Below are 26,780 nucleotides of genomic sequence, written 5' to 3' on the forward strand. Positions count from 1 at the left end.
GTCGATGGCGGCCAGACGTTGACACTGTCCAGCACGGAGATTTCGGGCGGGGCTGTCAACGGCGTCGGCACGATCGACGTCACTGGCGCCAGCACGATCGATGGCGGCGCCACGCTGAGCACGGCCACAGTTATCGCCGATGCCAAGCTGACGCTGGACGGCATCACGGTGTCGGGCTCGACGATCACGGACAATGCAGGCATCGAGCTCGACAACACCGTCAAGCTCCAGGACGGCGCCAGCATCCAGGGTGGCGCGGTCGCCAATACCGGTACGCTGAAGATCGCCGGCGCTGCGATGCTGCTCAACGACGTCGTGACCAACACCGGAATGGTGACGGTCGATGGCGGCCAGACGTTGACACTGTCCAGCACGGAGATTTCGGGCGGGGCTGTCAACGGCGTCGGCACGATCGATGTCATCGGCAGCAGCAAGATCGATCAATCGGCGACGCTGAGCACCGCTGCCGTGACGGTTGAGAGCGGCGTCATACTGACGCTGGATGACGTGACCGTTGCGGGTACCGCAATCGCCAATCATGGCACGGTCAAGGTCGATGCAAGCAGCAAGCTGACATTGAACGGTGCCAGCCTGACCGGCGGCGCGCTCAATGTTTCGGGCACGCTGAATTCGACCGGCACAACTGCGATTACCGACGCCAACATCTCGAACAACTATCTGATCGAGGCAACCCTGGGCGCGTTGACGCTGTTGGCGACGACCTCCGCAAGCTCGATCGCGAATGACGGCATCCTCCGGGCCAATGGCGCCGAGCTCGACATCAACGGCGAAGCCGTCACTAACACCGGCACGTTGGCGGCGATCGATCACGGGACACTGAAGCTGATCGGGATGAAGGCGACCAATACCGGCAGCGGTGCCGTCTCGGTCGAGTCCGGCTCGACACTCGATCTCCAGGGCGCGACCATCGACGGCGGCACGGTGACGATTGCCGGTACGCTGGAATCGACCGGCACGAGCGCGATCGACAACGCCGACATCACCAACACCGGCACGATCACCGTTACCAGCGGCACGCTGACGATTGATCCCGCCACGCTTCACACCATCACCAATCACAATCTGATTCAGGCGAATGGTGGCGTGCTCGGCGTCTCCGGCGAAGACATCTCCAACACCGCGGATCTCGAGGCGATCAACTATGGCACGCTGAAGCTGACAAATCTGACTGTCAGTAACAGCGGCACCGGAGCGATCACGGTCGATGGTCACTCGAAGCTCTATCTGACCGACGTCTCGATCAACGGCGGCAGCCTGAGCAATGCCGGCAATCTCTACAGCGCCGGCGTCGATACGGTCACGGGCAGCGTCACCAATACCGGCATCATCGAGGTCCAGAGCGGCACGCTCGACCTTGCGGGTGGCATCGCCGGTTCAGGCAAGGTGATCGTCGATGTCGGCGCGACGCTGGAGTTTTCGGGCGCGACCGGTTCGATCCACATCGTCAATTCCGGCTCGATCGTGGGCACCGGTGGCAATGCGGCGATCCACATCCAGCAGGACACGACCGGTTCGGTGATCGACAATTCCGGCACCATCGGGCCGGCCGCCGCCTTGAGCGTGACCTCCGCGACCGATGCGATCGTCGAGACCGACGGCAGCCTCACGATCAACAACACCGGCCACATCAACGGCAATGTCTCGGTCGCTACCGCGACCTTCAACAACGAGCTGGGCGGCACCTGGACGGTCGCCGGCACGAGCGTGTTCGGCAATGCGTCGACGATCGTCAATGACGGTGTCATCGATCTCCTCAACGGCGCCTCGATCTCCCTGAGTGGGCCTGGCCTCGTCAATCACAACCACATCGACAGCTGGGGCACGGCGTCGATCTCGGGCACCATCGCCAATACCGGCACCATCGAGGTCCATGGCGAGTTGTCGCTGTTCGGCTCGTTGACCGGCACGGGCTCGGTCACCGTCGATGCCGGCGCGCTGCTGAAGCTCGAAGGCACGGTCGCGCAAACGATCGCACTTCACGGCAACGGCGCCGCGCTTGAGATCGATACGGACACGTTCGGCGGCTCGATCGCAGACTTGTCCGTGAACGACACGATCGAATTATCGACGATCCAGTGGGGCCCCGGCACCAGCGCCGTCTACGTGCCCAATGCTGTCGATCCTGCGAGCGGCGGCATGCTCACGGTCACCGGCAACGATGGCAAGACCATTGACCTGACTCTCGTCGGCGACTATCGCAACGCGCACTTCGCGGGCAGCGACGATGGCGGCCACACGCTGATCACGATGCATGCGATCGACGACACGCCGGCGTTCGACATGGTCAATGCATCCCTGACCGCGAACTTCTCCGAGCGCGAAAGCACCACCGGCTCCGGCGATTCCGACCCGCTGCCCGCCGCAACCGGCTCGATTCACTTCACCGACATCGACCTGACGGACCGTCCGATAGCGACAGTTGCAGTCACTGACCAGGCTGTGACCTGGCTGGATGGCGGCACCGACCTCACCGCGTCGCTCACCGACGACGAGACCGCCGCGTTGAAGGCCGCGCTGATCTATGGGCAGACCGGCAAGAACAACGGCACCGTCAACTGGAGCTATTCGATCGTCGACGGTGCGCTGGATTTCCTCGCCAAGGACCAGACCGCGAAGGTCGACTCCACCATCACGCTCACGGACGATTACGGCAAGATCCATACGGCCGAGGTCAGCGTCACCATCACTGGCAAGAACGACATTCCGACATTGGCCGCGGTCACCACGGGTCCACTTGTTGACACCGCCGCCACCGATAGCTTCCCGAACATCACGGGAACGCTGGTCGGGACCGACGCCGACCATGGCGAGACGGCAACGTTGCACTACGCGGTGATGGATGGAGCGAACGCGGTCACGACGGTCGCCGGTCATTACGGTTCGCTGACGGTGGATGCCGTCGGCAGCTACAGCTACGTTCCGGATGCTGCGGCGATCAACGCGCTGTCGGCAGGCCCTTACTCGGACGTCTTCACGATTCAGACCAAGGACGCGCAGGGTGCTGTCGGCACGGCGTCATTCACGGTCGCCGTCACCGGCGCCAACGACACGCCGGTGTTGTCCAATGGCAGCATCGGGAAACTCACCGACACGGCCGCAGCGGATAGTTTCTCCGACCTCACGGGACAGGTGGTCGGGACCGACGTCGACACCGGCGACACGCTGAGCTATGCCCTGCTTGACGCAGGTCACCAGGCCGTCGCGACGGTCACGGGTCATTATGGCGCGCTGACGCTCAATAGCAACGGCAGCTATAGCTACGTTCCCGACGCTGCGTCGATCAACGCCCTGCCGGGAGGCTCCTATTCGGATAGTTTCACGGTCAAGGTCACCGACGCGCATGGCGCTGCCACCACCGCGACATACACGGTGGACCTGACGGGCGCCAACGACACGCCGAAGCTGTCCGATCTCAACATCGGCTCGCTCACGGACACGGCTGCGACTGACAGTTTCGCCAATCTCACCGGCAAGCTGGTCGGGACCGATGCTGACAGTGGCGAGACGGGGTCGCTGACCTATGCCGTGCTTGATGCGACGCATCATGCGGCTGCAACGGTCGCAGGCCACTACGGCTCGCTAACGGTGAACGCGAACGGCAACTACAGCTACGTTCCGGATGCAACCGCCATCAACGCACTGCCGCAGGGATCCTATTCGGATACGTTCACGGTACAGACGACGGACGTTCATGGGGCCGCGGGCACGGCGACACTGACAGTCGGCGTGACCGGCGCGAATGACACGCCGATGTTCGATCTCGATCACGTGAGTGTTAGGCAAGACGACGACGAGCAGGTGATCGTCCATGGCCTTTCGTTGGTCGACCCGGACGCTGCTCCGAATGAGATATTCACGCTGGCTGCCACGACTGAGGCTGCCGGCAGCAATGCGAGCCCGTCGTCGCGCTCCGGTCTATTTGCAAACATCAATGGGAGCCTGAATACCGTTATCTACAATGAAGGCAGCGCAGAGCCGCCCACGGACAAGATCACGCTCACCGTGACCGACGGGCACGGGGCGAGCGATACCATTCACTTGATTTTCAACCTTCCTGAAAGTGCGAACGACCACGCGCGGATCACCGGCACGACCGGCAAAGATCTGTTCATCGGAACCGGCTATCAGGATCAGTTCGTGTTCGCGGCCGACTCGAACCGCGATATGATCGTGAATTTCACGCCGGGTCAGGACCACATCGATCTCTCGGCAGTTGTGACGACCTCCAATCTTTCCGCCTGGATGGCCCAGCATGTGGCCGGGTCACCTACCAATTCGGCGGACACCCTGATCACGATCGACGCGGCAGACACGATCGTCCTGAAGGGCGTCACCGCGGCCCATCTCCATGCGAGCGACTTCATCGTCCACGCCTGATGACCGCTTGGGTGCCAAGCCGCCGGCTGCCATTGCCCGTGAAAGCGTGATATTCAACCGCCATGAAACGTCTCAAAATCCTGCGGCGGTGGTTTGCGCGGAAGTTGGGGTTTGCGCGGCTGATGTGCCTTGCGCTGCTGGTCGTGTTTGCCGGCGCTCGCCTGTGGGATCCGCCGCCGATCCAGGAACTGCGGCTGCGCACCTTCGACATGTTTCAGTTGATCGATCCGCGCCACAAGGCGGCGCGGCCGGTCACGATCGTCGACATCGACGACAAGAGCCTCGCCAAGCTCGGCCAATGGCCGTGGCCGCGGACGCGGATCGCCGACATGATACAGAACCTTACCAGCAACGGCGCGGTCGCAATCGGCTTCGACGTCGTGTTCTCGGAGGCCGACCGGCTCAATCCGGATCTGGTCGCGAGCCACATGCGCTACCTCGACGATGCCACCCGCGCCAAGTTGCGCGAGCTGCCGAGCAACGACCAGATCCTTGCCGAAGCGATCAAGCGCTCGCGCGTGGTGCTGGGCGAGACGGGGCTTCCAGCAGTCTTGTCCGAACTCGACAAGTCACTTCCATTCACCGGCGTAGCGACGCTCGGGGAGGACGGGTCTGAACGCTTCATGTTCGACTTCCCGGGCTTGTTGCGCAACGTGCCTGTGATCGAGAAGGTCGCGGCCGGACGCGGCCTGTTCTCGATCAGACCCGAGCGCGATGGCCTGATCCGCCGCGTGCCGATGATCCTGCGGGCGCAGGACAACATCATGCCCTCGCTGAGCCTGGAGATGCTGCGCGTCGCCACCGGCACGCCGACGCTGCTGATCAGGACCGACAAGAGCGGTATCCGCACGATCCGCCTCAAGGGCCTGGAGATCCCGACCGACAAGAACGGCCAGCTGTGGATGCATTACGCCCGCCCGGACCCCTCGATCTACGTCTCTGCGGCCGATGTGCTCGACAATAGCGTGTCGCCCGGCAAGATCGCCGGCAAGCTGGTCCTGATCGGCACCTCCGCGGGCGGGTTGAACGACCTCAAGACCACGCCGGTGTCCTCGACCATGCCCGGCGTCGAGATCCACGCCCAGGTGCTGGAGAGTGTGCTGAGCGGCGCGGTGATCTCCCAGCCCGGCTATGCGCTCGTTGTCGAGCTGCTCGCCGCGCTCGTCATCGGCTTGCTCGTCATCATCTTCACGCCGAACCTCGGACCGGTCCGCCTCGTACTTGCCGGCGCGACCTTCGCCGCGATCCTGATCGGAGTGTCCTGGTTCTACTATGCCCAGCGCCGCTATCTCATCGACTTCACCTATCCGCTGCTCTCGACCACCGCGATCTATCTGACGCTGATCTTCGCGAGCTTCGTGCGCGAGCAGCGGCAGCGCGTGCAGATCCGCGGCATGTTCGCGCAATACATGTCGCCGGTGCTGGTCGAGCAACTCGCGCAGTCACCGGAAAAGCTCGTCCTCGGCGGCGAGGAGCGCGAAATGACGATCATGTTCTCCGACGTGCGCGGCTTCACCACCATATCGGAAACCTACAAGCACGACCCGCAGGGCCTGATCGCGCTGATGAACCGCTTCCTGACCCCTCTGACCGACGTGATCATCGATCAGAAGGGCTATATCGACAAATATATGGGCGACGCCATCATGGCGTTCTGGAACGCGCCGCTCGACGATGCCGAGCACGAGGTCAACGCCTGTGAGGCCGCGATCGAGATGCTGGAGCGGATCGACGCGGTGAACAAGGACCGCGAACAGGAAGCCACGGATGGCGGCCACGTCTACATCCCGCTCAATGTCGGTATCGGCCTCAACACCGGCATCGGCGTCGTCGGCAACATGGGCTCCGACCTGAAGAAGAACTATTCGGTGCTCGGCGACAGCGTGAACCTGGCCTCGCGCCTGGAAGGCCAGTCGAAGGAGTACGGCTTTCCCATCATCGTCGGCTCGAGGACCGCGCTCGCCGCCAAGGACAAGTTCGCGATCCTCGAGCTCGACTTCATCATGGTCAAGGGCAAGACCGAGCCCGAAGTGATCTACGCCATCGCCGGCCGCGAGGACGTGATGCATTCCGGCGCCTTCCAGCGCCTGCGCAACGTCACCATCGAAATGCTGGCCTGCTATCGCGGCCGCGACTGGCAGGGCGCGCTGGACGCCATCGAACGCGGGCGCAGGAGCGAGGATGCCGACACGCTGGAAAAGCTGTTCAAGCTCTATGAAGTGCGTATCAAGGAATTCCAGGTGAATCCGCCGGCGGAGGGGTGGACCGGGGCCTATGCACTGCTGACGAAGTAGGGGGCAGATGTGCGGTTTTGAAGCTAACCACACACTCGCTGTCGTCCCGGCGAACGCCAGAACCCATTACCCCAGGGAGAAGTTGTTACGGCGAGCGGCCAACCACCAATCTTCGGCAAACGAAATTCGGTGGTTATGGGTCCTGGCTTTCGCCAAGACGACGGCAGAGGGTTGAGCTGTCGCCTCACTCCGCCCCGATCGTCGTCAGGTCCTGGAACCAGTGCTGCGCCTGGACGAACTGCTTGACCTTGGGCGACAGCGCATGCGGGTTGGTGTCGTGCACCACCCACACCAGCGTGGCGTCGTCGACGATCAGCGCGTGCGCCTGCGCCAGCAGCTCGTCCTGCTTGGTGCTGTCGAAAGTCTGCTTGGCCTCGTCGATCAGCGCGTCGACCTTCGGGTTCTTGTAGCCGCCCCAGTTGACGCCGACCGGCGCGATCTGGCTCGAATGGAAGAAGCGGACGATGGCGTAGAGCGGGTCGGAGGTGACGTAGGCGATGTTGTTGGCGGTGATGCCGGCGTTCATCTCGTCGGCCGCGCCCTTGCGCCAGTGCGTATAGAGTGTCTCGAGCTCGACGACCTTGAAATCGATGTCGATCCCGATCTCCTTGAAGCTCTGCTGCAAAAATTCGTTCATCGGCAGCGACAGCATCTGGCCGGTGCCGCCCTGTGCGATGATGAAGGTCGCCTTCAGCGGCTTCGCCTTGGAGTAGCCGGCTTCCTCGACCAGCTTCTTCGCCGCGGCGACATCGTATTTCAGCTCGAAGCTCGGCTTGCCGAACCACGGGCTCGACGGATCGACCTGTCCCTTGGCGGGTTTCGCAAGGCCATTCATCAGGCCCACCACGGCCTCACGATCGATCGCGAGGTTCAGCGCCTTGCGCAGGCGGATGTCGGTCCAGGGCGAGCCCGGCAGCACGCTCAGATGATAATTCCAGACATGCGGCGTGACGTTATCGACGAGCTTCATGCCGGCGGCCTTGAGCTGCGGCACGGCATCCGGCGCCGGCGTTTCGATCAGGTCGACTTGCCCGGCCAGCAGCGCATTGGTGCGCGTCAGCGCTTCCGGCATCGGCACCAGCACGAGCTTGTCGACCTTGGGAATGCGCTTCTTGTTCCAGTAATCCGGATTCTTCGTGAGCTCGGCGAGCTCGCGCGGCACCAGTTTTGTCAATTTGAACGGGCCGGTCCCCGAAGGCTGGCTCGCGAACTTGTCCCAGTCCTTGCCGAGCTTCTCGTATTGCGTCGGGCTCGACACCAGGAACCACAGCATCTGATAGGGAAAGAAGGAATCGACCGTCTTGGTGGTGATCTCCACCGTGGAGTCGTCGATCTTGGCGTAGCTCGCGACCGAGGGCAGGCGGGTCTTGACCTGGGCGCTCTGGCGCTTGTCGAATTGTGGCGCCTTGTCGTTGAGCACCTTGTCCAGATTCCAGATCACGGCGTCGGCGGTGAACTCGCTGCCGTCGTGAAACTTCACGCCCTTACGCAAGGTGAAGCGCCATTTGGTCTTGTCGGTATCGTCGACCTTCCATTCGGTGGCGAGCCCCGGCACCAGTTTGCCGGGTCGATCGGCGACGTCCATCTCCCAGGCCACGAGCGGATCGTAGATGGTGTAGGCCGTGAACTGATAGGCGCCGGCGCCGCGATCGGGCTGGCCGGTGGTCAGCGGGATGTCCGCCATCGAAATGCCGTAGCGCAGCACCGTTTCGGCGCCCGCCGGAATCGCGGACAACGCCAGTGCAAGCACGGCGAAACAGGTCGATAGTCGGATACGCATGGCCAAAGCTCCAAGGAAGACTTCAAGGGAGAATTGGAGCCAAACCTGCAATCTTGATGCCAGAATAGGCAGCGAGGTGCTTTCGCCGACGTGTCATCACAAGGACTTGTCGTCGCAGGGGCAATTTGCAGAATAAGTTTCCCCATTGGCATAGGCATTGCATACGATTGCATCAAAATTAGTCATCGAAGCCGGAAAAGGATTGAGGCAATGCTGATCAACAAAAACAAGACCCGCGCGGCGCTGATCGCGTTGCTGGCGCTCAGTAGCGCGGCTGCGTGGCCGCGCGTCGCCAGTGCCGAAACCGTGCTGCGCATCGCCATGACGGCTGCCGATATTCCGCGCACGCTGGGCCAGCCCGATCAGGGTTTTGAAGGCAACCGCTTCACCGGCCTCACCATGTATGACGCGCTCACCGGCTGGGACCTGTCCTCGGCCGACAAGGCGAGCGTGGTGATCCCCGGCCTTGCCACCGAGTGGAAGGTCGACGATGCCGACAAGACCAAATGGACTTTCAAGCTGCGCTCCGGCGTCACCTTCCATGACGGCTCGCCGTTCAATGCGGACGCCGTGGTGTGGAACGTCGAGAAGGTGCTGAAGCAGGACGCGCCGCAATTCGACGCCAGCCAGGTCGGCGTCACGGCCTCGCGGATGCCGACGCTGGCGTCCGCGAAGAAGATCGACGACATGACGGTCGAGCTCACCACCAAGGAGCCCGATAGCTTCCTGCCGATCAACCTCACCAATCTCTTCATGGCGAGCCCGGCGAAGTGGCAGCATTTCTACGAGAAGGCGGAAGGCGCTGACGCCAAGGCCAAGTCGCAGGCCGCATGGACCGCGTTTGCGAAGGACGCCGCGGGCACCGGCCCGTGGAAGATGGCCGCGTTCACCCCGCGCGAGCGGCTGGAGCTGGTCAAGAATGCGAGCTACTGGAACAAGGACCGCGTGCCCAAGGTCGACAAGATGGTGCTGTTGCCGATGCCGGAGGCGAACGCGCGCACCGCGGCGCTGCTCTCCGGGCAGGTCGATTGGGTCGAGGCACCGGCGCCGGACGCTTTGCCCGAGCTCAAGCAGCGCGGCTTCAAGCTCTACGCCAACGAGCAGCCGCACGTCTGGCCGTGGCAGTTCTCGCGCGTCGAGGGCTCGCCCTGGAACGACATCCGCGTGCGTAAGGCAGCAAACCTCTGCGTCGATCGCGAAGGACTCAAGGACGGCCTGCTCGCGGGGCTGATGGTGCCCGCGACCGGCACCTTTGAGCCCGGCCATCCCTGGCGCGGCAAGCCGACCTTCGAGATCAAGTATGACAAGGCGGCTGCGCAGAAGCTGATGCAGGAGGCCGGTTTCGGCCCGAGCAAGAAGCTGACGGTGAAGACCCAGACCTCTGCCTCCGGCTCGGGCCAGATGCAGCCGCTGCCGATGAACGAATATCTCCAGCAGGCGCTGGCCGAATGCTATTTCGACGTGCAGCTCGACGTCATCGAGTGGAATACGCTGTTCACCAATTGGCGCCGCGGCGCCAAGGATCCCAGCGCCAACGGCTCGAACGCGACCAACGTCACCTACGCGGCGATGGATCCGTTCTTCGCGCTGGTGCGCTTCCTGCAATCGGGCATGGCTCCGCCGGTCTCGAACAATTGGGGTTTCATCAACAATCCCAATTTCGACGAGCTGGTGAAGAAGGCGCGGCAAACCTTCGATCCCGCCGCGCGTGACGCGGCGCTCGCCGAACTGCACGCGGCCTCCGTCGATGACGCAGCCTTCCTCTACGTCGCCCACGACGTTGGCCCCCGTGCCATCAGCCCGAAGGTGACAGGCATCGTGCAGCCAAAGAGCTGGTTCATCGACTTCTCGCTGGTGTCGATGCAGTAATTCTCTCAGCTTGCTCAGTGCACCCTCTCCCCTTGTGGGAGAGGGTGGCTTCGCAAAGCGAAGCCGGGTGAGGGGTCTCTCTCCGCGAATGCGGACCTCTCAACTGACGCAGTACATCCGCGGATAGATACCCCTCATCCGGCGCTTCGCGCCACCTTCTCCCACAAGGGGAGAAGGGAAGAAAAGAAACAACGTGCTCGCCTATATCGCCAGACGCATCGTCTACGTCGTCCCGATCGTCATCAGCGTCGCGCTGGTGTGTTTTCTGCTCGTGCACATCACGCCGGGCGATCCGCTGGTGGCCGTGCTGCCGGCTGACGCCTCGCAGGAGCTCGCCGCGCAGCTCCGCACCGCCTATGGTTTCGACCGCCCGCTGCCGGTGCAGTTCGGGCTTTGGCTGCTCCGCGCACTTCATGGCGATCTCGGCAATTCCATCGCCACGGGCCGCCCGGTGCTGGCCGAGGTCATGCGCGCGGTCAGCAACACGGTCACGCTGGCGATTGCGGCGGCGATCATCGGCTTCACCATGGGCATCCTGCTCGGCCTGATCGCCGGCTATTTCCGCGAGACCTGGATCGACAAGCTGGCGACATCCTTTGCCATCGCCGGCGTTTCGGTGCCGCATTACTGGCTTGGCATGGTGCTCGTCATCATCTTCTCGGTTCAGCTGAACTGGCTGCCCGCCGTCGGCGCCGGACCCGGCGGCTCGGCCGCCTGGGCCTGGGACTGGGCGCATTTGCAATATCTCGTGCTGCCGGCGATCACGACCTCGGTGATCCCGATGGGCATCGTCACCCGCACGGTGCGCGCGCTGACCGGCGACATTCTCAGCCAGGACTTCGTCGAGGCGCTGCGTGCAAAAGGCCTGCACGAGCGCGGGGTGTTCCGCCACGTCATCAAGAACGCCGCGCCCACCGCGCTCGCCGTGATGGGACTTCAGCTCGGTTACATGCTTGGCGGCTCGATCCTGATCGAGACCGTGTTCTCCTGGCCGGGCTCGGGCTTCCTGCTCAACTCCGCGATCTTCCAGCGCGACCTGCCGCTGCTCCAGGGCACGATCCTGATCCTGGCGCTGTTCTTCGTCTTCCTCAATCTGCTGGTCGACATCGCGCAAGCCGCGATCGACCCGCGCATCAAGCGGGGCTAGCGATGAGCGAGCTTCCGTTGTCCGTCACCTCCGACGCCGCGCTTCAGTCCGCGCCCGCGACCAAGGCGCGCGGCTATTGGGCGACCGTCGGCCGCCGTATCCGGCGCGACAAGGTCAGCATGGTCTGCGCGCTGGTGCTGCTGCTGATCTTCCTGTCCGCGATCGTTGCGCCGTGGCTCGGTCTGGAAGATCCGTACAAAGGTTCGATGATCCGGCGCCTGCGCCACATTGGCACATCAGGCTACCCGCTCGGCACCGACGAGCTCGGCCGCGACATGCTGGCGCGGCTGATCTATGGCGGGCGGCTGTCGCTTCTCATCGGCATTCTGCCTGTGATCCTCGCCTTCTGCATCGGCACGTCGCTCGGCCTCGTTGCCGGCTATGTCGGCGGCAAGCTCAACACCGCGATCATGCGCACCATCGACGTGTTTTACGCGTTTCCGTCTGTGCTGCTGGCGATCGCGATCTCCGGCGCGCTGGGCGCGGGCATCCTCAATTCCATCGTGTCGTTGACCGTCGTGTTCGTGCCGCAGATCACCCGCGTCGCCGAAAGCGTCACGACGGGCGTGCGCAACATGGACTTCGTCGACGCCGCGCGCGCCTCCGGTGCCGGTCCCTTCACCATCATGCGCGTGCACATTCTCGGCAACGTGCTCGGTTCGATCTTCGTCTATGCCACCAGCCTGATCTCGGTTTCGATGATCCTCGCGGCAGGCCTGTCCTTCCTTGGACTCGGCACTAAGCCGCCGGAGCCGGAATGGGGCCTGATGCTGAACACCTTGCGGACCGCGATCTACGTCAACCCCTGGGTCGCTGCGCTCCCCGGTGCAATGATCTTCGCGGTCTCGATCTGCTTCAACCTGCTCTCGGACGGCCTGCGTAGCGCCATGGACATCAGGAACTAGCCATGAGCGAAACCAACCTCTCTGTCGCAATGCTGGAGCCGATCGAAGACCTCGGCGGCGTCGCCCAGCCGCTGCTCCAGGTCAACGGCCTGACCAAGCATTTCCCGGTGCGCGGCGGATTGTTCGCCGCAAAGCGCACCGTGCGTGCCGTCGACAATGTCTCCTTCTCCGTCGCCAAGGGCGAGACCGTCGGGATCGTCGGCGAATCCGGTTGCGGAAAGTCGACCACCGCGCGGCTGCTCATGCACCTGATGCCGCGCGATACCGGCGACATCATTTATGACGGCATGAGCGTCGGCCAGTCGCTCTCCTTGCGCGAGCTGCGCCGCGGCATGCAGATGGTGTTCCAGGATTCCTACGCTTCGCTCAACCCGCGCCTGACGATCGAGGAATCGATCGCCTTCGGCCCGAAGGTGCATGGCATGGCCGACGGCGCTGCGCGCGCGCTGGCGCGCGAGCTGCTGGGCAAGGTGGGCCTGGTTCCTGCAAATTTCGCCAACCGCTACCCCCACGAGATCTCCGGCGGCCAGCGCCAGCGCGTCAACATCGCGCGCGCGCTGGCGCTCTCGCCGCGGCTGGTGATCCTCGACGAAGCGGTCTCCGCGCTCGACAAATCCGTCGAGGCGCAGGTGCTCAATTTGCTTGCCGATCTCAAGAGCGAGTTCGGCCTGACCTATCTCTTCATCAGTCACGATCTCAACGTCGTGCGCTACATCAGCGATCGCGTGCTGGTGATGTATCTCGGCGAAGTGGTCGAACTCGGCCCGGTCGACCAGGTCTGGGACCAGCCGGCGCATCCCTATACGCGCGCACTCCTTGCCGCGATGCCGTCCTCGGATCCGGACCGTCGCACCGAGACGCCGCCGATCACGGGCGATCCGCCCAATCCGATCGATCCGCCCTCGGGCTGCCGCTTCCACACCCGTTGCCCGTTTGCGGAGCCGCTCTGCGCAAATGCGACACCAAAACTCACCGCGCTCGATAGAATGGGCCACGAGGCCGCGTGCTACATGGCGATCCCGGGTTCAGGCCATAGCCGCGCGCCGAAGGAGGAAACCGTATGACGAGACCGACGACAAAAGAGATCAAGGCGACGGCACAGGTCGCCGGCGTTCCCGTCGACGACGAGATTGCGACGCGCATCTCCAATTCCATCGGACCGGCCTTCGAGGGCTTTGCGGCCATTGCCGGCACGTTGCCGTTCGATCTCGAGCCCGCGCTCTATCCGATCGCGCAGACTGCGAAGCTCTCGAAATGAGCGCCGAGCCCGCATTGATGACGCTCACCGAGGCCGCGCGCGCGATCGCGATGAAGCAGGTGTCCTCGCATGAGGTGACGCGCGCGCTGCTGCATCGTATCGCGCAGTGGCAGCCGCACCTCAACGCCTTCATGTCGATCGAGGCAGAGGCGGCGCTGAAGGCCGCCGATGCCGCCGACGCCGAACTCGCCAAGGGGGAAGTCCGCGGTCCGCTGCACGGCGTGCCGCTCGCGCACAAGGATATGTATTACGACGCAGGCCACGTCGCGACCTGCGGCTCGCTGATCCGCCGCGATTTCGTTCCGACAGTGACCTCCACCGCCTTGCAGCGGCTGAAGGACGCCGGCCAGGTTCGGCTCGGCACGTTGCATCTCGCCGAATTTGCCTATGGCCCGACCGGCCATAACGCCCATTACGGCCCTGTTCGGAATCCCTGGAACGTGGCGCACATCACCGGCGGCTCGTCCTCGGGTTCGGGCTCGGCGGTCGCGGCGCGACTGACCTATGCCGCGCTCGGCTCCGACACCGGCGGCTCGATCCGCATGCCCGCGCATTTCTGCGGCGTCACGGGATTGAAGACCACCGTCGGCCGGGTCAGCCGCGCCGGTGCGATGCCGCTGTCGCAGTCGCTCGACACGGTCGGCCCGCTCGCCCGCACGGCCGAGGATTGCGCGCTGCTGCTGGCCCTGATGGCCGGTCCCGATCCCGAGGATTCGACTGCGAGCCACGAGCCGCTGTCTGACTATGTCGGCGCGACCAGGGGCTCGCTGAAGGGCCTCAAGGTCGGCGTCCCCTCGTCCTTCTATGTCGACGATCTCGACGGCGAGGTCGCGCGCGTGCTGGACGAAACCATCGCGGTGCTCAAGCGTGAGGGCGCCGACATCGTCACGGTCGAGCTGCCCGATCAGCGGCAATTGTCCGCGGCAAGCCAGCTCGTGCTTGCGGCCGAAGCCGCCGCCTTCCACAAGCGCTGGATGATCGAGCGGCCGCAGGATTACGGCCCGCAGGTGTTGATGCGGCTCCAGAACGGCCTTGCGGTCCCCGCCATCACCTACCTCGAGGCGATGCGCTGGCGCGGGCCGGCACTGGCCGCGCACAACACTGCGACATCAGGTGTCGACGCGATCATCGCGCCGGCGTCTCCGGTGCCGGCGCCGACGATCGAGGAGAGCGACGTCGGCGGCGGGCCGAACGCGCCGGCGCTGTTGCAGCGGCTGACGCTGTTCACCCGTCCGGTGAATTACCTTGGCCTGCCGTCGCTCACGGTGCCCTCGGGCTTCACCAAAAATGGTCTTCCGATCGGCATGCAGCTGATCGGCCGCTCGTTCGATGAAGCGACGCTGCTCACCATCGGCGCCGCATTCCAGCGCGCCACCGATTATCACGACAGGCTGCCGAAACTTCCGTCATGACAAAGCTCGTCGAGATCTCAGGCCTGAACATCCGCTTCACCGGCGAGCGCACGGTCTATGCCGTGAACGATCTCAGCCTTTCGCTCGGCGACGGCGAGGTACTCGGCCTGCTCGGAGAGTCCGGCTCGGGCAAGAGCGTGACCTTGCGTGCACTGATGCGGCTGTTGCCGAAGAAGCGCACGCAGATCACGGGCAAGGTCAACGTCATGGGCCGCGACGTGCTCGCGATGAACGAGGAGCAGCTGTCGTCGTTCCGCGGCCAGACCGTGTCGATGATCTTTCAGGAGCCGGCGCTCGCGCTCGATCCGGTCTACACCATCGGCGCGCAGATCGCCGAAAGCGTGGTGCGTCACGAAGGCAAGTCCTATGCGGAGGGCAGGGCGCGCGCACTCGAAATGCTCGATGTCGTGCGCATTCCTTCCGCAAAACGCCGGCTCGATGCCTATCCGCACGAGATGTCCGGCGGCATGCGTCAGCGCGCGATGATCGCGCTGGCGCTCGCCTGCCGGCCGAAGATCCTGCTCGCGGACGAGCCGACCACGGCGCTCGATGCCACCGTGCAAATCCAGATCCTGCTGCTGCTGCGCGAGCTGCAGCGCGAGTTCGGCATGTCCGTCATCTTCGTCACCCACGACATCGGCGTCGCCATCGAGATCTGCGACCGGGTCGCTGTGATGTATGCCGGCCAGATCGTGGAGCAGGGCACGCTTCGCGACATCGTCCGCTCACCGGTGCATCCCTACGCCAAGGGCCTGCTCGCCTCGACCGTCCACGGGGCCAAGCGGGGACAGCGGCTCGAGACCATCCCCGGCACCCCGCCGTCGCTTGGCGAGAGGCCGCACAACTGCTCCTTTGCGCCCCGCTGCGCCGCTGCCCAGCCGCGCTGCCTGGAGCAATTGCCTGGGAATGTGGAGGTCGGGCTGGGCAGGGCAGCACGGTGCGTGCTGGCAGAGCCGGTCACCGCGCTGTCATGATCTTTGGACCGCCAGCGGGGAACGGGGGAACAGCATTCAGACCTCGTTCATCCCGGTTCCGCTTCCATGGAACCGTTCACGGAGAGGGACCTCACTTATGTACATTTCCAATGAAGGCCTGCTTGTCATCCTGTTCGTCGGCCTCGTGGCTGGCTGGTTGGCCGGCAAGGTGGTGCGCGGAACCGGGTTCGGCATCATCGGCGACATCGTGGTCGGCATCGCCGGCGCGCTGGTGGCAAGCTTCCTGTTTCCGAAGCTCGGCATTCACATCGGCACCGGACTGATATCGGAGATCGTCTATTCCGCGATCGGCGCGGTCATCCTGCTGCTAGTGGTGCGGCTGGTCCGCGGCGGCGGCCGATTCTAATGGCGCCCGAGTTCAATTGATCGAACTTTTGACCTCTCCCCGCCCGGGGAGAGGTGACATGTCTGCAAGAAAAAGCCGCAAGATCGTGAGATTCCGGACTTGCGTGCAAGGTCGGTCGAGGGTGATGTGGGCTATAGGGGTCCCGGGTGTTCGACTGCGTTGGGCGATGAGCGCAAACGCGATGTTAATCCGGGTCAATTACTCCTGAATTTGCCTTTGAAATCAGGGGCTTTGGCCCCTACCCGAAAGAGATCAGACTGATGGCAGCCGTTCCCGGCGTCCGCCGCTCAGAGCTCGGTGATGCGCTGCGCGCCTGTCGCACGGCGTTTGTCGGCGTCGGCTTGATGAGCTGCATGATCAACCTGCTCTATCTGACCGGGTCGATCTTCATGCTGGAGGTCTACGACCGGGTGCTGCCGAGCCGCAGCATTCCGACCCTGGTCGGCCTGATCGTCCTCGCCAGTTTCCTCTACATGGCGCAGGGCGTGCTGGACATGATCCGCAACCGGATCCTGGGCCGGGTCGGCACCGCGCTGGACGAAGCCCTGAACAAGCGGGTGTTCGACACCATCGTCCGCCTGCCGCTGCTGGTCGGCAGCCGCAACGAGGGGCTTCAGCCGCTGCGCGATCTCGACAATGTCCGCTCCTTTCTTGGCGGCATGGGCCCGAGCGCGTTCTTCGATCTGCCCTGGCTGCCGCTCTATCTCGCCATCTGCTTCGCCTTCCACGTCATGATCGGCGTCACCGCGCTGGTCGGCGCCGTCATCCTGGTCGGATTGACGCTGGTCACCGAGTTCATGTCCCGCCAGCCGGCGAAAGACGCGATGGGGCTTGCCGCCCAGCGCAACGATCTCGCCCAGGCCAGCCGCCGCAATGCCGAAGTCATGGTGTCGATGGGCATGGCCGGCCGGATGAACGCGCGCTGGAGCGAGGCCAACGAAAAATATCTCGACGGCAACCAGCGTGCGAGCGATGTCGCCGGCGGTCTCGGCGCGGTCGCAAAAGTGCTGCGCATGATGCTGCAATCGGCCGTGCTCGCGGTCGGCGCCTATCTCGTCATCCACCAGGAAGCGACCGCCGGCATCATCATCGCCGGCTCGATCCTGTCGGCCCGTGCGCTCGCGCCGGTCGATCTTGCCATCGCGCACTGGAAATCCTTTGTCGCGGCACGCCAGAGCTGGCACCGCTTGACCCGCCTTCTGGAGCAGATGCCGGCGCAGACGATGCCGACCCAGTTGCAGGCGCCCACCAGCCGCCTCTCGGTCGAAGGCATCGCCATGGTGCCGCCGGGCGACCAGCGCCTCATCGTGCAGGACGTCACCTTTGCGCTCGAAGCCGGCAACGGCCTCGGCGTGATCGGACCGAGCGGCTCCGGCAAGTCGTCGCTGATCCGCGCGCTGGTCGGCGTCTGGCAACCGGTTCGCGGCAAGGTGCGGCTCGACGGCGCGGCGCTCGACCAATGGGCGTCCGACATGCTCGGCCGCCATATCGGCTACCTGCCGCAGGACGTCGAATTGTTCGGCGGCACCATCGCGCAGAACATCAGCCGGTTCGATCCCGAGGCCACCTCCGACGGCATCATCGCCGCCGCCAAGGAGGCCGGCGTGCACGAGATGATCATCAAGATGCGCGAGGGCTACAACACCCAGGTCGGCGAGCAGGGCACGGCGCTCTCCGCGGGCCAGGCGCAGCGCGTGGCGCTGGCGCGCGCTCTCTATGGCAACCCGTTCCTGATCGTGCTCGACGAGCCCAATTCCAATCTCGACACCGAAGGCGACGAAGCGCTGACCCGCGCCATCCGTGCGGCACGCGAGCGCGGCGCCATCGTCATCGTGGTGGCGCACCGTCCGATCGGCGTGGAAGCGGTCGACCAGATCCTGGTGCTGCGCGACGGCCGCATGCAGGCCTTCGGGCCGAAGGAGCAGGTGCTCGCCCAGGTGCTCCAGCCGCGCGTGACACCGCCGGCGCCGATCAAGATCGTCAGCGAAGGCGGAGCCAAGGCATGAGCACGATGGCGCTCGGCGGCGCGAAGCCCGCCGCGAAGCGGACCGTACGGCAGTCGATCCGGTTCCACCTGATGCTCGGGCTTGGGATCGTGCTGGTCCTCCTGGTCGGCCTCGGCGGCTGGGCTTCGACGGTGCAGATTTCCGGCGCGCTGATCGCGCCGGGTCAGATCGTGGTCGAATCCAACGTCAAGAAGGTCCAGCATCCGACCGGCGGCGTCGTCGGCGAGCTGCGCGCGCGCGATGGCGACGTGGTCAAGGCCGGCGACATCGTGGTGCGGCTCGACGACACCGTCACCAAGGCCAACCTCGCCATCGTCACCAAGAATCTCGATGCGGCGCAGGCGCGTGCGGCGCGGCTCCAGGCCGAGCAGCGCGGGATCGACAGGATCGACTACCCGCAAGCGCTGCTCGATCGCAGCAACGATCCCGACGTCAAGGCGCTGCTCTCCGCCGAAACCAAGCTGTTCGACGTCCGCGTCAACGGACGCGCCGGCCAGAAGGCGCAGCTGCGCGAGCGCATCCAGCAGCTCAACGAGGAGATCGAGGGCCTCTCCGCGCAGGAGCGGGCCAAGGACAGGGAAATCTCACTGGTGCAGCAGGAGCTCGTGGGTGTCCGCGATCTCTATGACAAGCATCTGGTGCAGATCTCCCGCCTGACCACGCTCGAACGCGATAGCGCCCGTCTCAACGGCGAGCGTGCGCAATACATCGCCTCGCGCGCGCAGGCCAAGGGCAAGATCACTGAGACCGAGCTGCAGATCATCCAGGTCGACAAGGACATGGTCAGCGAGGTCTCCAAGGATCTGCGCGAGACCAACGACAAGATCGGCGAAATGATCGAGCGCAAGGTCGCCGCCGAGGACCAGCTTCGCCGCGTCGACATCCGCGCGCCGCAGGACGGCATGGTGCTGCAATCGACGGTGCATACCGTTGGTGGCGTCATCACCGCCGGCGACGCCCTCATGCTGATCGTGCCGCAGGCCGACGATCTCCAGGTCGAAGCCAAGGTCAATCCGGTCGATATCGATAAGCTCCAGATCGGCCAGAAGACGCTGCTGCGCCTGTCCGCCTTCAACCAGCGCACCACGCCGGAGCTCAACGGTGTCGTCAGCCGCGTCTCGCCCGACGTCACCACCGATCAGCGCACCGGCCAGAGCTACTACACCATCCGCGTCTCGCTGTCCGCAGAAGAGGTCGCCAAGCTCGGTGACTCCAGGCTGATCCCCGGCATGCCGGCGGAAGCCTTCGTCCAGACCGGCGACCGCACCATGCTGTCCTATCTGATGAAGCCGCTGCACGACCAGTTCATGCGGGCGTTCCGCGAGAAGTGACGCGGGGAAGCGTCGCCTCCTTTCGTCATCGCTAGCGTAGCGAAGCAATCCAGGTTGCCTTCGCGGCGAGATTTCTGGATTGCTTCGCTACGCTCGCAATGACGGGGGGGGCTTCTTTCTTGCTTTAGTTTTCTTGCTATAGTTCGATTCAGCCCCAGCAACCCGGCATCGAACAATGCAATCCGTCCAATCCCCACCCTCCGTCGCCACCGAATCCTTTTCCGACGCCGGCCTCGCCGTCGCCCGCCTCGAAGAGATCTACGAGCGCAACACGAAGTTCCTGCGTGATCGGTTCGAAGCTTACGTCAACGGCGAGGCAATCACGACGCGGGTGCGGGCCTTCTATCCCTTCGTCCGTGTCACCACCGCGACGCATGCGCGGCTGGATTCGCGTCTCGCCTACGGCTTCGTCGCCCGGCCCGGTGTGCACGAGACCAGCGTCACGCGTCCGGATCTGTTCCGGACTTATCTGACCGAGCAGATCGGGCTGTTGATCCAGAACCACGGCGTCCCGGTCGAAATCGGCGAGTCCAGCGAACCGATCCCCGTTCACTTCGCCTATCGCCGCGACATCAACATCGAAGCCGCCATCACCACCAGCGAGAACTCGCCCGTGACGCGATCGCTGCGCGATGCCTTCGACGTGCCTGATCTGGCCACCATGGACGATGCCATCGCCGACGGCACTTTCGAGCTCCAGCCCGGCGCGCCCGAGCCGCTGTCCTTGTTTCGGGCGGCCCGCGTCGACTACTCGCTGCGCCGGCTCTACCACTACACGGGCACAGATCCAGAGCATTTCCAGAACTTCGTGATCTTCACCAACTACCAGTTCTACGTCGACGCCTTCGCGCAGCTCTGCCAGCAGCGGCTTCAGGCTGGCGAGGCCGGCCTCGATGCCTTCGTCGCTCCCGGCAACGTGATCACGCGCAGCGGCGGCGCGTCGACGGGCGTTGCGCCCGCGCGCGCGCCGCAGATGCCGGCCTTCCATTTGGTCACCCCCGGTTATCGCGGCATCACGCTGATCAACATCGGCACCGGTCCGTCCAACGCGCGTAATGTCACCGACCATGTTGCCGTGCTGCGGCCCCATGCCTGGCTGATGCTCGGCCATTGCGCGGGCCTGCGCAACACGCAGCGGCTCGGCGACTATGTGCTCGCCCACGGCTATGTGCGCGAGGACCATGTGCTTGATCGTGAGTTGCCGCTGTGGGTGCCGATCCCGGCGCTCGCGGAGATGCAGGTCGCGCTCGAGGAGGCGGTCGAGGACGTCACCGGGCTCGAGGGGTTCGAGCTCAAGCGCCTGATGCGTACCGGCACCGTCGCGAGCGTTGACAACCGCAATTGGGAGATCAGCGGTCCCGATGTCATTCGCCGCTTGTCGCAATCGCGCGCGGTTGCGCTCGACATGGAATCGGCCGCGATTGCCGCCAACGGCTACCGCTTTCGCGTCCCCTACGGCACGCTGCTGTGCGTCTCCGACAAGCCTCTGCACGGCGAGATCAAGCTCGCAGGCATGGCCAGCGAATTCTACCGCCGCCGCGTCGGCCAGCATCTCGAGATCGGCTTGAAGGCGCTGGAACGGCTTAAACAGCAGGAATCCGAGCGGTTGCATTCGCGAAAGCTCCGCAGTTTCGCTGAAGTCGCATTTCAGTAGGCCATGGATTGCCTTTGCTGCTGACAAGCAGCGGGATTTTCGGCATTTTCGGCGCGGGGTCGACCGGGACGACTTGATGCCACTCATGCGCGACAGGATCATTGGCCATGATCTCGAACGGCTCGCCTTTCGCTTCACCATGCTGAACGACGGCGAGGTCGTACACTGCCAGATCAGCGACGCCGCGATGGACGAGCTTGCGGGCATGCAGGGCACCGAAAGCAGCGCGCGGCAGGCCCAGTTCCTGTCGCTGCGCGAGACCATCGAGCGCCTCGCCTCAGACCTCTACGACGAGGCGCCGCGGGTCAGGGGTCATGTGGTGCGGATCTTTACGCGACATTTGCAGCGGTAGTGCCGCTCCGGGCTCTGCCGTCATGCTCCGGGGCAGTTCATCGGTTGGTCAAGATCTGGTCTTGCCGGGCTTACCTTCCCGCAACGTGCCCGGCGGGCTGAGGACCGCGTCTCTTGCATCAGCTGTCAAACATGATCACGCTGCGCAGCGTCTTGCCGGCTTTCATGTTGGCAAAGCCTTCGTTGATCTCGGAGAGCTTCAGCTTGGCCGAGATCCAGTCCTCCAGGTGCAGCCGGCCGCGCAGGTAGAAATCCACCAGCCGCGGCATGTCGACGCGAAAATGGTTCGAGCCCATCGATGAGCCCTGGATCCTGCGCTCGCGCAGGAAGTCGAAGCCATGCAGCTCGATCTTCTGGCCGAACGGAATCATGCCGACGATGGTGGCCGTGCCGCCGGAGGCAAGCATGCCGAAGGCCTGCTCCGCGGTCTCCTTGCGGCCGAGCACCTCGAACGAATGATGCACGCCGCCATTGGTGAGATCGCGCACCTGCTTCACGACGTCGCCGTCTGCCGGATTGATGATGTCGGTGGCGCCCAGCTTGGTCGCGAGCTCGAGCTTGGCCGGATTGGTGTCGATGGCAATGATGCGGCCGGCGCCGGCGATCTGCGCGCCGTTGATCGCAGCCATGCCGACACCGCCGCACCCGATTACGGCTACGGTCTCGCCGGCCGTCACCTTCGCCGTGTTCACGACCGCGCCGTAGCCGGTAATGACGCCGCAGCCGATCAGCGCCGCAAGATCGAGCGGCATCTCCTTGCGGATTTTGACGATCGCGTTCTCGTGCACCAGCATCTGCTCGGCGAAGGACGACAGGTTGAGAAACTGATGCAGCTTCTCCGAGCGTGCCCATTGCATCCGATTGGATGCCCCCGGCAGCAATTTCACCGTAGTGTCGGTGCAGAGCACCGTGCGGCCCGTGGTGCAATTGTCACAGGTGCCGCAGAACACCGAAAGACAGGTGACGACATGATCACCGGGCTTCACATAAGTCACGTCGGAGCCGACCTGCTCGACGACACCGGCCGACTCGTGCCCGAGCACCGCAGGCAGCGGATGTGGATACAGGCCTTCCATGAAGTGCAGATCGGAGTGGCAGAGACCTGCGACCGACGTCCGGATCAGGACCTCGCGCGGGCCGGGCTTCGGCAGGCTGACATCCTCGATGACCAGGGGCTTGTTGACTTCATGGAGGACGGCGGCCTTCATCGAGCACTCCCTATCGCTTTTTTTGCTTTGAACGCGGGTGCAGCCTACGCTGCCAGGACCAGTTCGCCAACCTCGCTCATGCCAGCATCACGGTCGCCGAGCAGCAGTGCGGCGATCTTCTGCTGCACGGCATTTTCCGTCAGCCGGAACGGATCGCTCGGCGATACCCGGTGATCGATCACCAGCCGCGACAACAACAGCCTTCGCGCATCGCCACGCATGTCGTGAATGCGATGTGCCTCCCAGGCGAGCGCGACGGCGCTGGCAACATGATAGAGCAGGCTGGTGGCACGGCGCGCATCGGCCTCATTGTCGGCCTTTCCCGCGACCTCGCGTGCGAAGCCGACCGCGCGATCGGTGAGAGTGTGAAGCCGGTCGCGCCAAGCCTGCGGCACCGAGGGGCTGTCATCGAGGCGGGCGTGCAGATCGGCTGCGAGCGCGGATTCGGCGCCGTGGCGACCGACGGCGCGCCTCAACGCATCGATCGCGACGATGTTGCCGGTGCCTTCCCAGACCGAGCCGAGATGCGCGTCGCGCAGCAGGCGGGCGGTCGCGAACTCCTCGATGTAACCGATGCCGCCGCGCATCTCGAGCGCATCGCCACAGACCTTTCGGGCATCGCGGGTCGCGCGGAATTTCAACGTTGGCGTCAAGATGCGCAGCAGTGCGGCCGCATCCTGGCTGCCGGCCTCGGCGCGGTCGAGCGCGTCCGCAGTGAGAAAGCTCATCGACAACGCCTGCTCGACCGGCAGCATGATCTTCAGTATCTGGCGCCGGCCCAGCGGCAGGTCGATGATGCGGTTGCCGAACACCACACGGTTTTTTGCCACCGTCATCGCGTCATGGTAGGCCCGCCGCATCAGCGCGGTGGATTTGACGCCATTTGACAGCCGCGACGAGTTCACCATCTCGGCCATCTGAACGAAGCCACGGTCGAGCTTGCCGACCGCATAGGCGATCGCGCCTTCGAGCTTGATTTCACCCGAGGCCATCGAGCGCGTGCCGAGCTTGTCCTTCAGACGCACGATCCGGTAGTGGTTCTGCGAACCGTCGTCGAGGAAGCGCGGCATCAGGAACAAACCGACTCCGCGCGTGCCGGGGCCGGCGCCCTCGGGGCGCGCCAGCAGCATCACGACTTTTGCGTCGGCGTTCGAGCAGAACCATTTCTCGCCAGTGAGGCGCCAATGGTCGCCTTCCTGCACGGCCGTCGTGGTCAGCGTGCCGACATCGGAGCCGCCTTCCTTCTCGGTCATGAACTGGCCGCCTTGGGTCAGCTTGCTCATGTCGGTCTGGGTCAGGCCGTCGAGATATTTCGCCTTCAGCGCCTCGCTGCCGAAATTCGCCAGCAGCTTGGCGCAGCCGTCGGTGACGTTGATCGGGCAGCCCATGCCGAATTCGGTCTGGTTGAACAGGAAGGTGAAGGCGTGCTTGGCGACGACGGGATACTTGTCCGGCCAGCCCATGATGCCCTTGCGGATCGAGAGCGCGTGGATGCCGAACTCGCCGAACGCTGCCTTCTCCAGCTCGCGATAGGCCGGGTGGTATTCGATCCACTGCAAATCGCGGCCGAACTTGTCGCGCTGGTGCAGCACCGGCGTGTGCCGGTCGGCGAGCCGCGCGCAATCGTCGAGATGTCCGCCGGCGAGTTCACCAAGGCGATCGAGATGCGGCTCGACGTGGCGGAATAGCGTCTCCGGCAGATGGATGCGCAGGAGATCGGTGAGGGCTTGGTCGGCGCGGTAGAAATTCATGCCGGTAGTGTCGGGAGCCAGCAGTCCGGATGGTGCGGCCGCGACCTGTTTTGCCTGCGCAGGGGCCGGCTTGTGCATGATCGTCCTCTTCGTTTCCGCCTTGCGGTCATTTTGCGCTGATTTGGCGCTTGCCGCTTGAGATGATGTCGATCATGCTCCAGTCGCGAAAGCGGATAAAGCCGCAAATTGTCAGGGAGGCATGATCGCCGCGTCGGAGCAATTCGCTCTGCGGAATTGTGATCCTCCCCGGGTGGTTGTCCGCGCGGACCGTGCATAGATCAGCGGCTTCCCGTCTTCGAGAGATCACGTCATGGAACACCCGAAATACAAGATCGCCCTCATCGTCGGCGCCGGCGAAGGCCTGAGCGCCTCGCTGGCGCGGCTGTTGTCCGCCCAGGGCATCCGCGTCGCACTGGCCGCGCGAAAAATCGAGAAGCTCGGCGCACTCTGCAGCGAGACCGGCGCCAAGGCCTATGCCTGCAACGCCACCGACCCTGATGAGGTCGAACGCCTGTTCGGCCTGGTCGAACGCGAGATCGGTACGCCCGATTTGGTCGTCTACAACGCGAGCGGCCGGGCGCGCGGGCCGTTCGTCGATCTCGTTCCGGCCGACGTGGCGCAGGCCATTGCGGTCAGCGCCTATGGCGGCTTCCTGGTGGCGCAGCAGGCGGCCAAGCGCATGCTGCCGAACCAGCACGGCGCGATCCTGTTCACCGGCGCTTCGGCAAGCGTCAAGGGCTATGCGCAGTCCGCGCCATTCGCGATGGGCAAGTTCGCACTGCGCGGGCTGGCGCAGAGCATGGCGCGCGAATTGTCGCCGCAAGGCATCCATGTCGCACATTTCGTGATCGATGGCGGCATCAGAAGCGCAGCGCGCACGGAAGCGCCGGAGAAGCCGGATTCGATGCTTGATCCCGATGCCATCGCGGAGAGCTACTGGAACGTGTTGCAGCAGCCGCGCAGCGCCTGGAGCTGGGAGCTGGAGCTGCGGCCCTGGGTCGAGAAGTTTTGAGGCAAGCTGCCGTAGGGTGGGCAAAGGCGCATAGCGCCGTCACCATCAACCACGAAACAGCAAATGGTGGGCACGCTTCGCTTTGCCCACCCTACAAGGGCGGGAATCATGAGCACGGAAATCACCATCGATACCGGCACCAACGAACTCCTCTGCGCGATCCGCGATCGCGTCGCATTGATCACGCTGAACCGGCCGGAGGCGCGCAACTCGCTGTCGGACGCGCTGACCCCGGCGCTACGCACCATGATCCGCTCCTGCGGCGAGAACCCCGATGTCGGCGCGCTGCTGATCACCGGCGCGGGCGAAGCGTTCTGCGCGGGCGGCAACGTCAAGGGCATGGGCGCGCATCGCGACCCGAAGAAGCTGGAAATGTCCTTTGACGACAAGGTCGCCGATCTCCAGGAGCGGCAGCGCCTGCTCACCGGCGCGCTGGTCTCGGTGCGCAAGCCGACCATCGCCGCGCTGCCGGGGCCGGCGGTCGGCGCGGGGCTCGCCATCGCCATGGCCTGCGACATCCGCATTGCCGCGCAATCGGCCTTCGTGGCTACCGGCTATGCGCGCATTGCGCTCAGCGGCGATTATGGCATCGCGTGGCTGTTGACGCGCCTCGTCGGCACCGCGCGGGCACGCGAGCTGCTGTTCACCGGCGATCGGGTCGATGCTGCCAGATGCGAGGCCATCGGCCTCGTCAACCGCGTGGTGCCCGACGACAAATTGCAGGCAGAGGCCTTTGCGCTGGCAAAATCCCTCGCTGAAGGTCCGCGCCTCGCGCTGCGCTACATGAAGGACAATCTCGACGAGGCCCTGCTGTTCGATTTCGAGACCGCGCGCGACCACGAAGCCGAACGTCTGGTCCGCCTGACCACGACCGCCGATCACAAGGAAGCGGTGCAGGCCTTCATCGAGAAGCGCCAGGCGGTATTCACGAGGAAGTAGGGAGCTGTAGCGGGGGGGGGGGGGGGGGCGGTGGGGGGGGGGGGGGCGGGGGCCCGCCGCGCGGGGGGGGGGGGGGGCCGCCCGCGGGGGGGAGGAATAAAAAAAAAACCCCCCGGGGGGGGCG

At 64.5% G+C, this 26,780-nt stretch carries 19 protein-coding genes; 16 read left to right on the forward strand and 3 right to left on the reverse strand.

Going from position 1 to position 26,780, the window contains the following annotated elements:
- Together AC0L30_RS06930 and AC0L30_RS06935 are read left to right on the forward strand one after the other, a co-directional pair.
- Positions 1-4,398, forward strand: a 4,398-nt coding sequence (locus AC0L30_RS06930) for a beta strand repeat-containing protein (RefSeq protein ID WP_473404082.1), incomplete at its 5' end; no start/stop codon positions are given.
- 62 nt (positions 4,399-4,460) lie between these two features.
- On the forward strand, positions 4,461-6,692 hold the full coding sequence (locus AC0L30_RS06935) for a CHASE2 domain-containing protein (RefSeq protein ID WP_354200497.1): 2,232 nt from the start codon (positions 4,461-4,463) through the stop codon (positions 6,690-6,692).
- 184 nt (positions 6,693-6,876) lie between these two features.
- On the opposite strand, the gene AC0L30_RS06940 is transcribed toward AC0L30_RS06935, so the two are convergent.
- Positions 6,877-8,472: an ABC transporter substrate-binding protein gene (locus tag AC0L30_RS06940; protein WP_219681149.1), complete on the reverse strand. Its 1,596-nt coding sequence runs from the start codon at positions 8,470-8,472 to the stop codon at positions 6,877-6,879.
- 210 nt (positions 8,473-8,682) lie between these two features.
- Here AC0L30_RS06940 and AC0L30_RS06945 point away from each other — a divergent pair, with 210 nt between their 5' ends.
- The 12 genes from AC0L30_RS06945 to AC0L30_RS07000 all read left to right on the forward strand — a co-directional run bounded on the left by AC0L30_RS06945 (position 8,683) and on the right by AC0L30_RS07000 (position 21,747).
- Positions 8,683-10,341: an ABC transporter substrate-binding protein gene (locus AC0L30_RS06945; RefSeq protein WP_354200496.1), complete on the forward strand. Its 1,659-nt coding sequence runs from the start codon at positions 8,683-8,685 to the stop codon at positions 10,339-10,341.
- Between the two features lie 193 nt (positions 10,342-10,534).
- Positions 10,535-11,488 carry an ABC transporter permease gene (locus tag AC0L30_RS06950; RefSeq protein ID WP_007599552.1) on the forward strand — a complete coding sequence of 318 codons (954 nt, stop codon included), beginning with the start codon at positions 10,535-10,537 and terminating at the stop codon, positions 11,486-11,488.
- A 2-nt stretch (positions 11,489-11,490) separates the two neighbouring features.
- Positions 11,491-12,393 carry an ABC transporter permease gene (locus tag AC0L30_RS06955; RefSeq protein WP_027570091.1) on the forward strand — a complete coding sequence of 301 codons (903 nt, stop codon included), beginning with the start codon at positions 11,491-11,493 and terminating at the stop codon, positions 12,391-12,393.
- A 2-nt stretch (positions 12,394-12,395) separates the two neighbouring features.
- The gene (locus AC0L30_RS06960; protein WP_354200495.1) at positions 12,396-13,457 is read left to right on the forward strand and encodes an ABC transporter ATP-binding protein; all 1,062 of its coding nucleotides are present in this window, start codon (positions 12,396-12,398) and stop codon (positions 13,455-13,457) included.
- Positions 13,454-13,651 carry a hypothetical protein gene (locus AC0L30_RS06965; protein ID WP_106941722.1) on the forward strand — a complete coding sequence of 66 codons (198 nt, stop codon included), beginning with the start codon at positions 13,454-13,456 and terminating at the stop codon, positions 13,649-13,651. Before AC0L30_RS06960 ends, AC0L30_RS06965 begins: the two co-directional genes overlap by 4 nt.
- A complete protein-coding gene (locus tag AC0L30_RS06970) occupies positions 13,648-15,063 on the forward strand; it encodes an amidase (RefSeq protein ID WP_354200494.1) in 1,416 nt (471 codons plus the stop codon). The genes AC0L30_RS06965 and AC0L30_RS06970 overlap by 4 nt, the downstream gene beginning before the upstream one ends.
- Positions 15,060-16,037 (forward strand): ABC transporter ATP-binding protein, encoded by a 978-nt coding sequence (locus AC0L30_RS06975; protein ID WP_354200493.1) that lies wholly within the window; start codon positions 15,060-15,062, stop codon positions 16,035-16,037. The genes AC0L30_RS06970 and AC0L30_RS06975 overlap by 4 nt, the downstream gene beginning before the upstream one ends.
- Positions 16,038-16,134: 97 nt before the next feature.
- Positions 16,135-16,404: a GlsB/YeaQ/YmgE family stress response membrane protein gene (locus tag AC0L30_RS06980; RefSeq protein ID WP_148738875.1), complete on the forward strand. Its 270-nt coding sequence runs from the start codon at positions 16,135-16,137 to the stop codon at positions 16,402-16,404.
- A 260-nt stretch (positions 16,405-16,664) separates the two neighbouring features.
- Entirely contained in the window at positions 16,665-18,410 is a 1,746-nt protein-coding gene (locus AC0L30_RS06985) for a type I secretion system permease/ATPase (protein WP_354159616.1), read from the forward strand.
- Entirely contained in the window at positions 18,407-19,741 is a 1,335-nt protein-coding gene (locus AC0L30_RS06990; RefSeq protein ID WP_007599563.1) for an HlyD family type I secretion periplasmic adaptor subunit, read from the forward strand. Before AC0L30_RS06985 ends, AC0L30_RS06990 begins: the two co-directional genes overlap by 4 nt.
- 175 nt (positions 19,742-19,916) lie before the next feature.
- Positions 19,917-21,395, forward strand: a complete 1,479-nt coding sequence (locus AC0L30_RS06995; RefSeq protein ID WP_219682969.1) for an AMP nucleosidase — start codon at positions 19,917-19,919, stop codon at positions 21,393-21,395.
- A 76-nt stretch (positions 21,396-21,471) separates the two neighbouring features.
- On the forward strand, positions 21,472-21,747 hold the full coding sequence (locus AC0L30_RS07000; RefSeq protein WP_007599567.1) for a DUF1488 family protein: 276 nt from the start codon (positions 21,472-21,474) through the stop codon (positions 21,745-21,747).
- Between the two features lie 118 nt (positions 21,748-21,865).
- On the opposite strand, the gene AC0L30_RS07005 is transcribed toward AC0L30_RS07000, so the two are convergent.
- Both AC0L30_RS07005 and AC0L30_RS07010 read right to left on the reverse strand, forming a co-directional pair.
- A complete protein-coding gene (locus AC0L30_RS07005; protein ID WP_007599569.1) occupies positions 21,866-22,954 on the reverse strand; it encodes a Zn-dependent alcohol dehydrogenase in 1,089 nt (362 codons plus the stop codon).
- Positions 22,955-22,998: 44 nt separating this feature from the next.
- Positions 22,999-24,783, reverse strand: coding sequence for an acyl-CoA dehydrogenase family protein (locus AC0L30_RS07010; protein WP_473404083.1), 1,785 nt, complete (start codon positions 24,781-24,783; stop codon positions 22,999-23,001).
- Between the two features lie 232 nt (positions 24,784-25,015).
- On the opposite strand from AC0L30_RS07010, the gene AC0L30_RS07015 reads away from it, so the two are divergent.
- Positions 25,016-25,717: an SDR family oxidoreductase gene (locus AC0L30_RS07015; RefSeq protein WP_354200491.1), complete on the forward strand. Its 702-nt coding sequence runs from the start codon at positions 25,016-25,018 to the stop codon at positions 25,715-25,717.
- A 108-nt stretch (positions 25,718-25,825) separates the two neighbouring features.
- Positions 25,826-26,656, forward strand: a complete 831-nt coding sequence (locus AC0L30_RS07020) for an enoyl-CoA hydratase (protein WP_354159607.1) — start codon at positions 25,826-25,828, stop codon at positions 26,654-26,656.
- The last annotated feature ends 124 nt before the right edge of the window (positions 26,657-26,780 follow it).

Source organism: Bradyrhizobium sp. MI1.11, assembly GCF_055811255.1.